Origin of the sequence: Corynebacterium sp. HMSC067D03 (assembly GCF_001811185.1) — a bacterium.
GTDB lineage: Bacteria > Actinomycetota > Actinomycetes > Mycobacteriales > Mycobacteriaceae > Corynebacterium > Corynebacterium coyleae.
In genome coordinates, this window is sequence record NZ_KV803842.1 from 82,878 (window position 1) to 96,012 (window position 13,135).

Here is a 13,135-nt window from a genome sequence, read left to right on the forward strand (position 1 = left end):
AAGGAGCACTATGTCCGCGATCTATAACTGCCTTGATCCGCAGGTTCGCGACGACGCGGTGCGCGCGGCCGCGGACGCTGTGCGAGCCGGCCGTTGCGTCGTCCTGCCGACAGACACCGTCTACGGAATCGGCTGCGACGCTTTCAACAACGACGCCGTAGCCACGCTGTTGGCTACCAAGCGCCGTGGCCCCGACATGCCTGTGCCGGTGCTCGTGGGCAGCTGGTCGACCATCCAGGGGCTCGTGCGGGAGTTTTCCGACACCGCGAAGACACTCGTGGAGGCGTTCTGGCCGGGTGGGCTTTCCATCGTCGTGCCTGAAGCGCCGAGCCTGCCGTGGAATCTTGGCGATACACGTGGCACCGTGCTGCTACGCATGCCGAACCAGCCGCTCGCACTTGAACTGTTGCAAGAAACCGGACCGATGGCGGTGTCGTCTGCCAACATCTCCGGCAACCCGCCGGCACAGACCGCAGCAGAGGCCAAGGCGCAGTTTGGCGATGCGATTGGTGTGTACCTCGACGGGGGAGAGGCCGAGGTTGGCACTCCTTCGACCATCATTGATATTTCGAAGCCTCAGCCGGTGATTTTGCGCGAAGGCGCGATCCCGGTCGAGCGCATTGGTGAAGTCTTAGGGCTTGACCCAGAGTCGTTGCGTCGAAAGTAGCGGGGGAGTTTTCAGGGGATGTCCGGAGCTGGTGTGCCGCTTCGCGAGCTCGCACTCGTGCTACTCGTCGCGGCTGCGATCACGTACCTGGCCACAGGTGTGGTGCGTTCAGCTCTCGTGCGCACAGGACGCGTCGCGGAGATCCGCCAGCGCGACGTTCACACCCAGCCAACGCCGTCGCTCGGTGGACTGGCCATGTTTACAGGGTTCGCTGGCGCGTTTGTTCTCGCGCAGCAACTGCCCGCACTGACCCGCGGGTTCGCTCCAGTCACCCCAGAGATGACTGCAGTGCTCGTCGGCGGTGCCGCCGTCGTTGCTGTCGGAATTGTTGACGACCTCTACGAGCTCGGCGCGTTACCCAAACTCATCGGGCAATTCGCTGCTGCGATCATCATGTCCATCTTGGGGATTGCCTTTACGGTGTTTTACGTACCAATCGGGGAGGGCACCACCCTGATTTTGGACGAAGTCCAGGGCATGGTCTTGAGTGCGCTGTTTACTGTGCTGTTGATCAACGCAGTGAATTTCGTTGACGGCATCGACGGCCTCGCCGCAGGGTTGGGCATGATCGCCGGGATGGCGATCCTCGTCTATTCGCTGTCAGTTCTCCATGACCAGGGCGGGGCGGTCTCCGCGTACCCGCCGGCGATTATCTGCACGTTGCTCGTCGGTATCTGCGCGGGCTTTTTGCCCCACAACTTCGAACCGGCGCGCATCTTCATGGGGGACTCCGGTGCCATGCTCATTGGGCTGCTGCTTGCCGCAGCGTCGATCTCCGCATCGGGCAAGATCAACATGTCGCTCTACGGGGCCGCAGACCTGGTAGCACTCATTAGCCCGATCATCGTCGTGCTCGCCGCGATTGCCCTGCCGGTCCTCGACCTGATTTGGGCCGTTGTGCGACGAACGGCCCGCGGCCAAAGCCCGTTCCAGGCAGACGCAGGCCATATCCATCACCGTTTGCTCCGCCTTGGGCATACGCACCGCCGTACTGTTCTGGTGCTGTACCTGTGGGTCTCCGCCGTCGCCTTCGGCGCGGTCAGTTTTTCCGTCGTGCCGGTGCGCATCGCAGTGATCTTCACCGTTGTCGCGCTTGTTTTCGCGTTCGTGCTCACTCTGGTTCCACTTGCGGAAGGCAAGATTGGCCCGCGGCGTGGTGGGGACGGTGCGGTGGCGTCGTCGAAAAGCAACCCTGCTCAGTCTGTAGGATGACCCAGCATGGAACCGCTCGAAGTCAATGACACGTCCCAGGTCAGTGATCATCGTCAGCCGCTCATCCGCGCACTGAAGGTCGCGGGATGGGCACTCGTCGTGCTTACCGTCGTCTCGCTCATGGCATGGGGCGCGACCCGCGAATTGCCCGGCATCTGGGCCACGCTGATGGGAGTCGCCGTCGGCGGTGCGTTCGTACTCGCAACCACGGTGTCTGTCCTCGCAACCTCAAACTCATCCCCAAACACCACCATGGCAGTTGTCCTCGGCGGGTGGCTGCTCAAGATGGGGCTGCTCGCAATCTTCCTGCTGTGGATCCGTGGATTCGACTTCTACGACCATCGAGCATTTGGCGTGACGACGATCGCAGCACTCGTCGTTGCACTCGCCGCCGAAGCCTGGGGTGTGCTCACCACACGCACCACGTACCTCAACTAACACAGAGTGTGGGGACCCTGTGACAGACCTAACAATCCGCTAGAAAGCCGTGCAAGCTGGGTGATTAGGGGTAAAAACCCTTAAAAGTCACCTTGGTGGGGGGACAATGGCACAGGTAAAACGCACATTCTCCTGATGTCCTGTTAGGATATCCGCTGGGTTTGTTCCAGGCTGGCGTTACCCCTGATGTGCAGGCGAAACCGGCCGGGGAACGACATCCCCTGCCCCGCGGAAGCAGATGTGCGACGGAGTCCGCCGCGGAGGCAGCCTGATGAAGACGTCCATCGCACCGCCCTCCGGGGAACCGGGGAGCGGCCCGAGAACGGGAGAGAACGCTGAGCGTTACAACTTTGGCCATGAAGGGTGAGTTTCACGCACCTGCGCTTGGTCCAGAATTTTTCCCGGGGCAAACGTACGGCCATATCATTGGTGAGGAATTTGCCAATGGGTGGTTCGCACTGGACCGCATCATGCTCGTCCGCCTCTTGATTGCGGCGATCCTGGTGCTCCTCTTTGTTATCGCCTTTAGGAACCCGAAGCTGGTTCCGAAGGGCCTGCAGAATTTCGCCGAGATCGGCGTCGACTTCGTCCGCATTCACATCGCGGAAGACACCTTGGGCAAGAAGGACGGCAAGCGGTTCCTGCCGCTGCTGTGCACCATCTTCTTCTCCATTCTGTTCATGAACGCGGCGACGATCATCCCAGGCCTCAACATCTCGCCTAACGCGCGTATCGGCATGCCGGTCGTGCTGGCAGTTGCGGCCTACATTGCAATGATTTACGCCGGCGTCAAGCGTTATGGCGCTGCGTACTTCAAGCACTCGACCGTCATCCCCGGCCTTCCGCCGGCGCTCCACATTCTCGTGGTGCCGATCGAGTTCTTCTCGACGTTCATTCTGCGTCCGGTCACCCTGGCGCTTCGTCTTATGGCGAACTTCCTGGCTGGCCACATCATTCTTGTCCTGCTCTACTCCGCCACGAACTTCTTCTTCTGGCAGCTGAACGCATGGACGACAGTGAGTGGCCTGACCCTGATCGCAGCACTGCTGTTCACCGCATACGAGTTGATCATCATCTTCCTGCAGGCGTACATCTTCGCGCTGCTGACTGCGGTGTACATCGAGCTGTCGCTGCACGCGGATGCGCACTAACAAAGCGCGACCACACACGGCCAACTGAATAACCCCCAACATCTGTCACACGCTTTCCCGCGGCCTAGCGGGGAGGCACCTAGAAAGGGAACGACTTTCACATGAACGACATCATTCTTGCTCAGGCAGCGGAGACCGTGAACCGCTACGAGGGTCTCGGCACCATCGGCTACGGCCTTGCAACCATCGGCCCGGGCCTCGGCATCGGCATCCTCGTCGGCAAGACCGTCGAGGGCATGGCACGTCAGCCGGAGATGGCTGGCCAGCTCCGTACCACCATGTTCCTGGGTATCGCCTTCGTTGAGGCACTTGCCCTGATCGGCCTCGTTGCCGGCTTCCTGTTCTAAAAACAAGAACGAGTAACCCCGTCCATTTTTAGATCAGGAGCAACCAATGACTAACGTCACTGCATTCCTCGTAGCCGCAGAAGGCTCCGAGACGCTGCCGCTCGAGAATGAACCATCCATTCTCTTCCCGGCCGCGTACGACGTGGTTTGGTCTCTTGTCGTTTTCATCATTATCGGCCTGCTTTTCTGGAAGTTCGTTATTCCGAAGTTCCAGGAAGTGCTGGCAGAGCGCGAAGACCGAATCAAGGGCGGCATTGAGCGTGCTGAAGTCGCCCAAAAGGAAGCCAAGGCTGCCCTGGAGAAGAACAACGCTGAGCTTGCGGAGGCGCGCCACGAGGCCGCTGAAATCCGTGAGGCAGCGCGTGCCCGCGGCAAGGAAATCGAGGCTGAAGCCCGTGCCCGTGCCGAGGAAGAAGCCCGCCGCATCATCGAGGCAGGCGAGAAGCAACTGCAAGCAGCTCGCGACCAGGTTGTCGCAGAACTGCGCAACGAGATGGGCCAGAACTCCATCTCGCTGGCAGAGCGTCTGCTGGGCACCGAGCTGTCGGACACGACCCGTCGCTCGAACACGATCGATGAGTTCCTCTCCGAGCTCGATCACGTCTCGACGAGAAAGTAGGCGAGATGAAGGCAGCTAGTCGCGAAGCACAGTCGCACGTCACCGGTCAGCTCGAATCGCTGATCGGCAGCGCCGACAACGCAGTCGCCACCGCAGCACAGATCGGTACCGAACTGTTCCTCATCGTGGACCAGCTCGACACCGAACGTGCCCTGCGCGTGGCAATCGCCGACACGTCGCTTGAAGCAGGCCAGCGCGCCGGCATTGTCAAGGACGTTTTCGGCGGCAAGGTGGCGGAGCCCACCCTGAACATCCTCACCGCAGCAGCGGAGCAGGAGTGGTCGACCCCGCGCGAATTCCGCGCAGGTCTGATCAACCTGGGCCGTTTCGCACTGCAGAAGGGTGCACAGGAACAGGGCCAGTTGGAGCAGGTCGAAAACGAGCTCTACCAACTGTCGATCCTCCTTGAGGACGAAAAGGAGCTCACCCAGCTCCTGTCCGACCGCACCGCAACCGCTGCGCAGAAGCGCGGACTGCTAGCTAGCGTGATTTACGGCAAGGTGACAATGTTCACCGAGGCCCTGGCCCTGCAGGTCATCGGCCGGCCGCACCACAATCCTGTCGACGATCTCGCCGCACTGGCGGAGAACGTTGCAGAGATGCGCGGCAAGTCGGTTGCACGTGTGAAGACCGCTGAGGCGTTGAACGACACTCAGCGTGACGCACTGGCCCGCAAGCTGGAGCAGATTTACGGCCGCGAGATCGCCATCCACTCTGAGGTTGACCCCAGCCTCCTCGGCGGAATGGTGGTTCGCGTGGGCGATGAAGTCATCGACGGTTCGACGCGCGGCAAGATCGAGCGTCTCCGTACCGATATGGCAGCCCAGGCGGCTAAATAATTAACAATATGCTGGATAAAACTACCGAGAGCAGGAAGAACATGGCGGAGCTGACGATCTCCTCCGATGAGATCCGTAGCGCGATAGCGAACTACACCTCGAGCTACTCTGCGGAGGCCTCCCGTGAGGAGGTCGGCGTGGTGACTTCGGCCGCAGACGGTATTGCCCAGGTTTCTGGGCTGCCGGGCTGCATGACGAACGAGCTGCTCGAGTTCCCCAACGGCGTCATCGGCGTCGCCCAGAACCTTGAGACCGATTCCATCGGTGTCGTGGTGCTGGGTAACTTCGAGACCCTTTCCGAGGGCGACGAAGTCAAGCGGACCGGCGAGGTCCTCTCCATCCCGGTCGGCGAGAACTTCCTCGGCCGCGTGATTAACCCCCTGGGTCAGCCGATTGACGGCCTTGGCCCAATCGAATCTGACGAAGAGCGTGCACTGGAACTCCAGGCCGCAGGCGTTCTCGACCGCCAGCCGGTCGAAGAGCCGCTGCAGACGGGCATGAAGGCGATTGACGCCATGACCCCGATCGGCCGCGGCCAGCGCCAGCTCGTCATTGGTGACCGCAAGACCGGTAAGACCGCGGTCTGCATCGACACCATTTTGAACCAGAAGGAGTTCTGGGAGACCGGCGATCCGTCGAAGCAGGTGCGCTGCATCTACGTCGCCGTCGGCCAGAAGGGCTCCACCATCGCTGGCGTTCGCCAGACGCTGGAGGAGGCCGGTGCCCTGGAGTACACCACGATCGTGGCTGCTCCGGCATCCGACTCCGCAGGCTTTAAGTGGCTCGCACCGTTCTCCGGTGCAGCACTGGGCCAGCACTGGATGTACCAGGGCAAGCACGTCCTGGTGATCTACGATGACCTGACCAAGCAGGCAGAGGCATACCGTGCCATTTCGCTGCTGCTTCGCCGCCCGCCGGGCCGCGAGGCATACCCGGGCGACGTGTTCTACCTGCACTCCCGCCTGCTGGAGCGTGCCGCAAAGCTTAACGACGAGCTCGGCGCAGGCTCCCTGACCGCACTGCCGATCATCGAGACCAAGGCGAACGACGTCGGTGCCTTCATTCCGACCAACGTCATCTCGATTACCGACGGCCAGGTCTTCCTCCAGTCCGACCTCTTCAACCAGGGCGTGCGCCCGGCTATCGACGTGGGTATCTCCGTGTCCCGTGTCGGTGGCGCCGCACAGACCAAGGGCATGAAGAAGGTTGCCGGTAACCTGCGTCTGGACCTCGCGGCATACCGTGACCTCGAGGCCTTCGCTGCGTTCGCTTCCGACCTCGACGCCGCTTCCAAGAAGCAGCTCGAGCGCGGCCAGCGCCTGGTCGAGCTGCTCAAGCAGTCCGAGCACGCGCCGCAGCCGGTGGAATTCCAGATCATCTCGATCTGGGCTGCCAACGAAGGCGTCTTCGACGTCGTTCCCGTTGAGGACGTCCGCCGCTACGAGACCGAGCTGCACGAGGCTATCAAGGCCAACGCACCGCAGGTCTACGACCAGATCGCTGGCGGCAAGCAGCTTGACGACGACTCGCAGGCCGCAATCCGCCGCGTCAACGAGGACCTGGCACGTAACTTCCAGGCAACCTCCGGCGAGCGCATTGTCCGCGAGGCTGAGCAGGAGCCGCTTGACTCCCGCCAGGTTGCGAAGAACCAGCTCAACGTCAGCCGCTCCTAGTGCCAGTCGGTTCTAGGACTACTACATAAAGGAAGGGAGGAAACACCATGGCAACGCTTCGCGAATTGCGTGACCGCATCAGGTCCGTCAACTCAACGAAGAAAATTACAAAGGCCCAGGAGCTGATCGCCACCGCGCAGATCACCAAGGCCCAGCAGCGCGTCGAGGCGGCTAAGCCGTACGCCGACGAGCTCAAAGACGTCATGGAACGCCTCGCGTCCGCGAGCTCCCTGGCCCACCCCATGCTCCACGAGCGTGAGAACGGCCGGGTCGCGGCAATCCTCGTGGTCACCTCTGACCGCGGTATGGCCGGCGGCTACAACCACAACGTGCTGAAGAAGGCTGCGCAGCTTGAGCGCATGCTGACCGAGGCAGGTTACGAGGTGGTTCGTTACGTCACCGGTAATAAGGGCGTGACGCACTTCAAGTTCCGTGACATGGATGTCGCGGGATCATGGACCGGATTCTCGCAGCAGCCGTCTTGGGAGGACACGCACGACGTGCGCCACCAGATCATCGACGGCTACATGGCTGGCTCCGAAGCCACCGTCCCGCTTCGCCAGAACGGCGCAACGGGCGAGTCTGTCCGCGGGTTCGATGTTGTCCACGTTGTCTACACCGAGTTCGTATCCATGCTTTCCCAGGAGGCACGCGTCGATCAGCTTCTGCCGATCGAGCCGGTGCTGGAAGAGTTTAAGTACGAACAGGAAGACATGCTGACCAACTCTGGTGAAGTCAGCCCGGACATGAACTTCGAGCCGGACCCGGACACGCTCATGGATGAGCTGCTGCCGGTCTACGTTTCCAGGTTGCTCTACTCGATCTTCCTGGAAGCAGCGGCCGCCGAGTCGGCATCGCGCCGCACGGCAATGAAGAATGCGACCGATAACGCCACCGAACTGGCCAACGATTTGTCTCGCGAGGCAAACCAGGTCCGTCAGGCGAAGATCACCCAGGAAATCACCGAGATTATCGGCGGCGCTGGTGCGCTGTCCGGTAGTGGAGAAAGTGACTAAATCATGACTACTGCTCACTCTTTTGATGAGCGCAACGACGATCTGGCGGGTGCGGCGCTTCCTGAGGCCGACACCCAGACCGCAGATCGGGTCGAGAACACTCAGAACCCGCGCGGTTCTGAGAACGGCCGTGTCGTGCGCGTCATTGGTGCAGTCGTCGACGTGGAGTTCCCGCGTGGCGAGCTGCCCGCTCTGTACAACGCTCTCGAGGTCGACATTGACCTCGGCGAGATGTCCCGCACCATCGTGCTCGAGGTCGCCCAGTTCCTGGGTGACAACCTCGTCCGCACGATCGCCATGGCCCCGACGGACGGCCTCGTCCGTGGCGCCAAGGTAGCGGACTCCGGCAACCCGATTTCTGTCCCGGTCGGCGACCAGGTCAAGGGCCACGTGTTCAACGCACTCGGCCAGTGCCTGGACGACCCCTCGGTCGGTCAGACCGGTGAGCGCTGGGGCATCCACCGCGAACCGCCGGCCTTCAAGGACCTCGAAGGTAAGACCGAGATCCTCGAAACCGGTATTAAGGTCATCGACCTGCTCACCCCGTACGTTAAGGGTGGCAAGATCGGCCTGTTCGGTGGTGCAGGTGTTGGTAAGACCGTTCTGATCCAGGAGATGATTACGCGTATTGCACGCGAGTTCTCCGGTACCTCGGTCTTCGCCGGCGTCGGCGAGCGCACCCGTGAGGGCACCGACCTGTTCCTCGAGATGGAGGACATGGGCGTGCTTCCGGATACCGCGCTTGTCTTCGGCCAGATGGATGAGCCGCCAGGGGTCCGTATGCGCGTGGCCCTGTCCGGTCTGACCATGGCGGAGTACTTCCGCGATGTCCAGAACCAGGACGTGCTGTTGTTCATCGACAACATCTTCCGCTTCACCCAGGCAGGTTCCGAGGTATCGACCCTTCTGGGCCGTATGCCTTCCGCCGTGGGTTACCAGCCGACTCTTGCCGACGAGATGGGTGTGCTCCAGGAGCGCATTACCTCGACCAAGGGCCGTTCGATTACGTCGCTGCAGGCCGTTTACGTGCCGGCTGACGACTACACCGACCCGGCTCCGGCAACCACCTTCGCCCACCTCGATGCGACCACCGAACTTTCCCGTTCGATCGCGTCGAAGGGCATCTACCCGGCAGTGGATCCGCTGACCTCCACGTCGCGCATCCTTGAGCCGGGCATCGTTGGCGAGCGTCACTACAACGTCGCTCAGAAGGTGATCGGCATTCTGCAGAAGAACAAGGAACTGCAGGACATCATCGCCATCCTCGGTATGGACGAGCTCTCTGAGGAAGACAAGATCACCGTGCAGCGCGCACGTAAGATCCAGCGCTTCCTGGGCCAGAACTTCTTCGTCGCAAAGAAGTTCACTGGCGACGAGGGTTCCTACGTCCCGCTCGAAGAGACGATCGACGCATTCGACAAGCTCTGCGAGGGCGAGTTCGACCACTACCCAGAGCAGGCATTCAACGGCCTGGGTGGCTTGGACGACGTCGAGGCTGCATACAAGAAGCTGCAGGCGTAGGAGGAAACATGGCTGAACTTACCGCTCAACTGGTCTCGGTTGACCGCCTGCTCTGGAAAGGTCCGGCAAGCATCGTCACCGCTCAGACTACGGAGGGTGAGATCGGTATCCTTCCTGGGCACGAGCCGCTCTTGGGGCAGCTCAAGGACAACGGTGTGGTAACCATCCGCCCGATCGACGGCGAGCGTATCGTCGCGGCCGTACAGGGTGGGTTCCTCTCCGTTGTCGGCGACAAGGTGACAGTCCTCGCGGACTACGCCATCTTCGCCGACGAGGTTGACTCCGCCGTCGCAGAGTCCAACCTCGACAACGAGGACAGGGTCGTACAGGCTCGCTCGGAGGCGGAGCTGGCGGCCGTTCGTCGCAACGCGCACTAGTCGCTGCGCCGAGGAAGGCGTAACGCCGGCCTGACCAGCGCCCCCATCCGGATACATATCCGGATGGGGGCGTTTTTCTATGCCCCCACTCGCGCAGCGTGCGCATAAAAGACACAAAGGGCGTTAAGATATTGCGCATTACCCGCTGTCTGGAGGTTGAAACAATGGTGTTCGTCGTTGTCGTGGCTGTGCTTGTGGTGGCCACGTTTGCGGCGTCTGCCATTTGGCGGTTCAGCATGGTCCGCGGTAGCGGTTCCCGTGCGATGATCCGCCAGATGCCGGCTGAAGGCATCCATGGCTGGCGCCATGGTGTGTTGAGGTACGACGGGGAGCGCATGCTGTTTTACAAGCTGCGCTCTTTGTCGTTTACGCACGATATGGTCGCGGACCGACGCCTGCTGCAATTCACAGGCTTGCGGGACGTGACGGCAGATGAGCGCCAGTTTATGCCCGATATTGCGAAGATTCTGCAGGTCGATTCGCCCGATGGCGGTATCGAATTTGCTGCTGATCGTCGCACGCAGATGGGTTTTATCTCGTGGATTGAATCGGCCCCGGACGTACGCGCCGAGCGCACCGATATGCGCTCACTTGAGGAGCGCGCCCAGCGAGAGACCGAGCGTTAGCGGCGTTCGTCGCAACGGTACCCTTGGGCGCATGCGTCTAGTCATCGCCCGTTGTTCTGTTGATTATGTGGGTCGCCTCGATGCCCACCTGCCTGAAGCGCTGCGTCTCATCCTGGTGAAAGCGGACGGCTCTGTGTCCGTCCACGCCGATGACCGCGCGTATAAGCCGTTGAATTGGATGATGCCGCCGTGCACGCTGCGGGTGGAAAACGTTGTTGATATGGATGGCGAGGATACGGGCGAAGAGCTGTGGATCGTCGAGAATTCGAAGGGCGAGCAACTGCGTATCACCATCGCAGAGGTGCTTCTCGACGAATCACGTGACCTCGGCGTCGATCCCGGCCTGGTCAAGGATGGCGTCGAGGCACACCTGCAGGAGTTGTTGGCTGAGCACATTTCGACGCTCGGCGAGGGCTACGAACTTGTCCGCCGCGAGTATCCAACTGCGATCGGCCCGGTCGATATTTTGGCCCGTGACCCGCGTGGCGGAACGGTTGCGGTGGAGGTGAAACGTCGCGGTGGCATCGACGGCGTCGAGCAGCTCACACGTTACGTCGAGTTGCTCAACCGCGACGAGTTGCTGCGGCCTGTGCGTGGTGTGTTCGCCGCCCAGGAGATCAAGCCGCAGGCGCGCACGCTTGCCAGCGACCGCGGATTCGATTGCGTGACCCTCGACTACGACGAACTGCGCGGCATCGAGTCGAACGAACTGCGATTGTTCTAAATGCCACGCAAGAATCGCCGCCAGTACCAGTCGCCGCGCTACGTCCTGCCACGTGACGGGTCGACCTTTATCGGCACCCAGGAGATGGAGGGGCCGAAATGGACTAACGGCGAGATATTCAAGGTCCGCCAGATCGGCTCGGCAGCCGCAACGAAGTTCTACATTTGCCCAGGGTGCAACCAGAACATTCCTCCCGGTGTGTCGCATGTGGTGGCATGGCCGCGGGATTCCGGCAGGGGAGTCGATGATCGGAGGCATTGGCATAAGCATTGCTGGGGTCGTCGATAAGCGGGCGTTAGACTGGGCCGCATGATTGCAGCGTTTTCGGTCGCACCGACCTTGACGGAAAATTCCAACGCCGAAATGTCCGACATTGTGGCACGCGCCGTGAAGGTCGTCCGGGAGTCCGGGCTGCCGCACGAGACCACCGCCATGTTCACCACCATCGAGGGCGAGTGGGACGAGGTCATGGACGTGATTAAGCGTGCCACCCAGGCGGTGGAGGAGGTTTCTCCACGCGTGTCGCTCGTGGTCAAGGCTGATATTCGGCCCGGCTACACGGACATGTTGCACCAGAAGATCGAGTCGCTGAACAAGCACCTGGAGGATTAGCATGACCAACCCGCAGTTCACCGGCGGCGCTATTGACTTAGGCGCGCTGGCGCAGCAGCCTGAGCCTGGCGACTTTCAGCCGTTTGTCACCGTCAACGCCACCAACGTTGAGGCGGTTGCGTTTGAGCGGTCCAAGCAGATCCCTGTGATCCTCATGGTGGGCACGGACCGTTCTGAAGATTCTGTCGCGCTCAAGGCCACGTTCGAGCGGCTCGCGGCGGGGCAGCAGCAGTTTATGGTCGCCTACATCGACGCGGATGCCACCCCGCAGGTGGCACAGATGCTCGGCGTGCGCGTGTTGCCCACCGTGGTCGCGCTTGCCGCAGGACGCCCAGTGGCCAACTTTGAGGGCAATCAGCCGGCCGACCAGTTGGAGCAGTGGATCGGCCAGATCGTTGCCCAGCTTGGCGGCCAACTCCAGGGGCTTGGTGGCGAGGAGCCTGCGCAGGATCCGCGTCTCGACGACGCCACCGCTGCCCTCAACGCCGGCGACTTCGATCGCGCAACTGCGCTTTACGACGCCATCCTTGCCGACGACCCCACCAACTCCGATGTCAAACAAGCCAAGAACACCGTCGCCGTGCTCAAGCGGCTCAACGACCAGGACGGCGACGGCGACGCGGTGGATGAGGTGGAGCAGCAGCTGCTCGCCGCGGATGCGCAGTTTGTCGGCGGGGACCCAGAAGGCGCCTTCGATCAGTTGCTCGGCATGGTGAAGACGGAGCCGCGTGCGAAGGAGCGTCTGCTCGAACTGTTGACGTTGCTTGCTCCTGACGACCCGCGCGTGATTTCGGCGCGGACGAGGCTCGCTAGCTCGCTGTTTTAGAGTTATCCACAGGGGCGAATTCGCAAATTTCACAGGCTCGCAGAGGTGGGTTGCGGGTTTGGTCTAGCGTCTTGGGCATGAATTCGTTCGAGGTGTTAGTGCAGGCGATGTCGGCCGCAGCGTTAGAGACGCTGGCCGACTTCGACCTTGATGTTGCACTCGCCTCGGGCTTTGCACCCGATCGTGCGCGTGCCTGGTCGCGGCTGCGCGACGTGTACTTCGGGCGCACCAAGTTCTCGCGCAAACAGGCGGTGGCCGCTACGCGTGCTCGGGCGTTCTCGCTGGACGAGCTCGCACTGATCGAGCGGCGCATCGCCTCGGTGAAAGATGCGTCCCAGCGGTGGGCGCTGCGCCTTGCCTTACTTGAGGTCGAAGGTGGCTACCGGGCGATTGAGGCTGCAGCCCGCACGTTGGTGCCGGCGGATAAGACACCGGCGGTGGATGCGGCGAAGTTCGGCCCGTCGCGAAACGGCAAACGCACCCTGCA

Annotated in this window: 16 protein-coding genes and 1 pseudogene; all 17 read left to right on the forward strand. The window is 61.7% G+C overall.

Annotation, left to right across the window (positions count from 1 at the left end):
- The first annotated feature begins 10 nt into the window (after nucleotides 1-10).
- Nucleotides 11-667, forward strand: a complete 657-nt coding sequence (locus tag HMPREF2785_RS10060) for an L-threonylcarbamoyladenylate synthase (protein WP_070421840.1) — start codon at nucleotides 11-13, stop codon at nucleotides 665-667.
- 18 nt (nucleotides 668-685) lie between these two features.
- A complete protein-coding gene (locus HMPREF2785_RS10065; protein ID WP_070615292.1) occupies nucleotides 686-1,879 on the forward strand; it encodes an MraY family glycosyltransferase in 1,194 nt (397 codons plus the stop codon).
- Between the two features lie 6 nt (nucleotides 1,880-1,885).
- Nucleotides 1,886-2,317, forward strand: coding sequence for a Cg1360 family ATP-synthase-associated protein (locus HMPREF2785_RS10070; RefSeq protein WP_070452216.1), 432 nt, complete (start codon nucleotides 1,886-1,888; stop codon nucleotides 2,315-2,317).
- Nucleotides 2,318-2,673: 356 nt separating this feature from the next.
- Complete coding sequence (gene atpB, locus HMPREF2785_RS10075) at nucleotides 2,674-3,468, forward strand: F0F1 ATP synthase subunit A (protein WP_070421843.1); 795 nt, start codon at nucleotides 2,674-2,676, stop codon at nucleotides 3,466-3,468.
- Between the two features lie 101 nt (nucleotides 3,469-3,569).
- Nucleotides 3,570-3,815: an ATP synthase F0 subunit C gene (locus HMPREF2785_RS10080; RefSeq protein WP_042406503.1), complete on the forward strand. Its 246-nt coding sequence runs from the start codon at nucleotides 3,570-3,572 to the stop codon at nucleotides 3,813-3,815.
- 46 nt (nucleotides 3,816-3,861) lie between these two features.
- Entirely contained in the window at nucleotides 3,862-4,434 is a 573-nt protein-coding gene (locus HMPREF2785_RS10085; RefSeq protein ID WP_070615295.1) for a F0F1 ATP synthase subunit B, read from the forward strand.
- Nucleotides 4,435-4,439: 5 nt separating this feature from the next.
- The gene (locus tag HMPREF2785_RS10090) at nucleotides 4,440-5,273 is read left to right on the forward strand and encodes a F0F1 ATP synthase subunit delta (RefSeq protein WP_070421845.1); all 834 of its coding nucleotides are present in this window, start codon (nucleotides 4,440-4,442) and stop codon (nucleotides 5,271-5,273) included.
- Nucleotides 5,274-5,281: 8 nt separating this feature from the next.
- Nucleotides 5,282-6,946, forward strand: a complete 1,665-nt coding sequence (atpA, locus tag HMPREF2785_RS10095) for a F0F1 ATP synthase subunit alpha (protein ID WP_070482805.1) — start codon at nucleotides 5,282-5,284, stop codon at nucleotides 6,944-6,946.
- Between the two features lie 47 nt (nucleotides 6,947-6,993).
- Nucleotides 6,994-7,962, forward strand: coding sequence for a F0F1 ATP synthase subunit gamma (locus HMPREF2785_RS10100; RefSeq protein WP_070482808.1), 969 nt, complete (start codon nucleotides 6,994-6,996; stop codon nucleotides 7,960-7,962).
- 3 nt (nucleotides 7,963-7,965) lie between these two features.
- Complete coding sequence (gene atpD / locus HMPREF2785_RS10105) at nucleotides 7,966-9,483, forward strand: F0F1 ATP synthase subunit beta (protein ID WP_245167978.1); 1,518 nt, start codon at nucleotides 7,966-7,968, stop codon at nucleotides 9,481-9,483.
- Nucleotides 9,484-9,491: 8 nt separating this feature from the next.
- Nucleotides 9,492-9,860: a F0F1 ATP synthase subunit epsilon gene (locus tag HMPREF2785_RS10110; protein ID WP_070421848.1), complete on the forward strand. Its 369-nt coding sequence runs from the start codon at nucleotides 9,492-9,494 to the stop codon at nucleotides 9,858-9,860.
- Between the two features lie 164 nt (nucleotides 9,861-10,024).
- Nucleotides 10,025-10,486, forward strand: coding sequence for a DUF2550 domain-containing protein (locus HMPREF2785_RS10115; RefSeq protein ID WP_070615298.1), 462 nt, complete (start codon nucleotides 10,025-10,027; stop codon nucleotides 10,484-10,486).
- A 31-nt stretch (nucleotides 10,487-10,517) separates the two neighbouring features.
- Entirely contained in the window at nucleotides 10,518-11,210 is a 693-nt protein-coding gene (gene nucS / locus HMPREF2785_RS10120; RefSeq protein WP_070421849.1) for an endonuclease NucS, read from the forward strand.
- Nucleotides 11,211-11,498, forward strand: coding sequence for a hypothetical protein (locus HMPREF2785_RS11665; RefSeq protein WP_070421850.1), 288 nt, complete (start codon nucleotides 11,211-11,213; stop codon nucleotides 11,496-11,498). It begins immediately after the preceding gene.
- A gap of 21 nt (nucleotides 11,499-11,519) precedes the next feature.
- The gene (locus HMPREF2785_RS10125) at nucleotides 11,520-11,822 is read left to right on the forward strand and encodes an MTH1187 family thiamine-binding protein (RefSeq protein WP_070452229.1); all 303 of its coding nucleotides are present in this window, start codon (nucleotides 11,520-11,522) and stop codon (nucleotides 11,820-11,822) included.
- 1 nt (nucleotide 11,823) lies between these two features.
- Entirely contained in the window at nucleotides 11,824-12,648 is an 825-nt protein-coding gene (locus HMPREF2785_RS10130; protein WP_070615301.1) for a tetratricopeptide repeat protein, read from the forward strand.
- A 77-nt stretch (nucleotides 12,649-12,725) separates the two neighbouring features.
- A pseudogene (locus HMPREF2785_RS12015) lies at nucleotides 12,726-13,135 on the forward strand (HNH endonuclease); the annotation flags it as partial.

Bases quoted from the DNA above. Each gene is read 5' to 3' on its own strand.
- HMPREF2785_RS11665 (WP_070421850.1), top strand. From the start codon at position 11,211: ATGCCACGCAAGAATCGCCGCCAGTACCAGTCGCCGCGCTACGTCCTG.
- HMPREF2785_RS10100 (WP_070482808.1), top strand. From the start codon at position 6,994: ATGGCAACGCTTCGCGAATTGCGTGACCGCATCAGGTCCGTCAACTCA.
- HMPREF2785_RS10065 (WP_070615292.1), top strand. From the start codon at position 686: ATGTCCGGAGCTGGTGTGCCGCTTCGCGAGCTCGCACTCGTGCTACTC.
- HMPREF2785_RS10060 (WP_070421840.1), top strand. From the start codon at position 11: ATGTCCGCGATCTATAACTGCCTTGATCCGCAGGTTCGCGACGACGCG.
- HMPREF2785_RS10090 (WP_070421845.1), top strand. From the start codon at position 4,440: ATGAAGGCAGCTAGTCGCGAAGCACAGTCGCACGTCACCGGTCAGCTC.
- atpD (WP_245167978.1), top strand. From the start codon at position 7,966: ATGACTACTGCTCACTCTTTTGATGAGCGCAACGACGATCTGGCGGGT.
- HMPREF2785_RS10080 (WP_042406503.1), top strand. From the start codon at position 3,570: ATGAACGACATCATTCTTGCTCAGGCAGCGGAGACCGTGAACCGCTAC.
- HMPREF2785_RS10115 (WP_070615298.1), top strand. From the start codon at position 10,025: ATGGTGTTCGTCGTTGTCGTGGCTGTGCTTGTGGTGGCCACGTTTGCG.
- atpB (WP_070421843.1), top strand. From the start codon at position 2,674: ATGAAGGGTGAGTTTCACGCACCTGCGCTTGGTCCAGAATTTTTCCCG.
- nucS (WP_070421849.1), top strand. From the start codon at position 10,518: ATGCGTCTAGTCATCGCCCGTTGTTCTGTTGATTATGTGGGTCGCCTC.
- HMPREF2785_RS10110 (WP_070421848.1), top strand. From the start codon at position 9,492: ATGGCTGAACTTACCGCTCAACTGGTCTCGGTTGACCGCCTGCTCTGG.
- HMPREF2785_RS10085 (WP_070615295.1), top strand. From the start codon at position 3,862: ATGACTAACGTCACTGCATTCCTCGTAGCCGCAGAAGGCTCCGAGACG.
- atpA (WP_070482805.1), top strand. From the start codon at position 5,282: ATGCTGGATAAAACTACCGAGAGCAGGAAGAACATGGCGGAGCTGACG.
- HMPREF2785_RS10130 (WP_070615301.1), top strand. From the start codon at position 11,824: ATGACCAACCCGCAGTTCACCGGCGGCGCTATTGACTTAGGCGCGCTG.
- HMPREF2785_RS10070 (WP_070452216.1), top strand. From the start codon at position 1,886: ATGGAACCGCTCGAAGTCAATGACACGTCCCAGGTCAGTGATCATCGT.
- HMPREF2785_RS10125 (WP_070452229.1), top strand. From the start codon at position 11,520: ATGATTGCAGCGTTTTCGGTCGCACCGACCTTGACGGAAAATTCCAAC.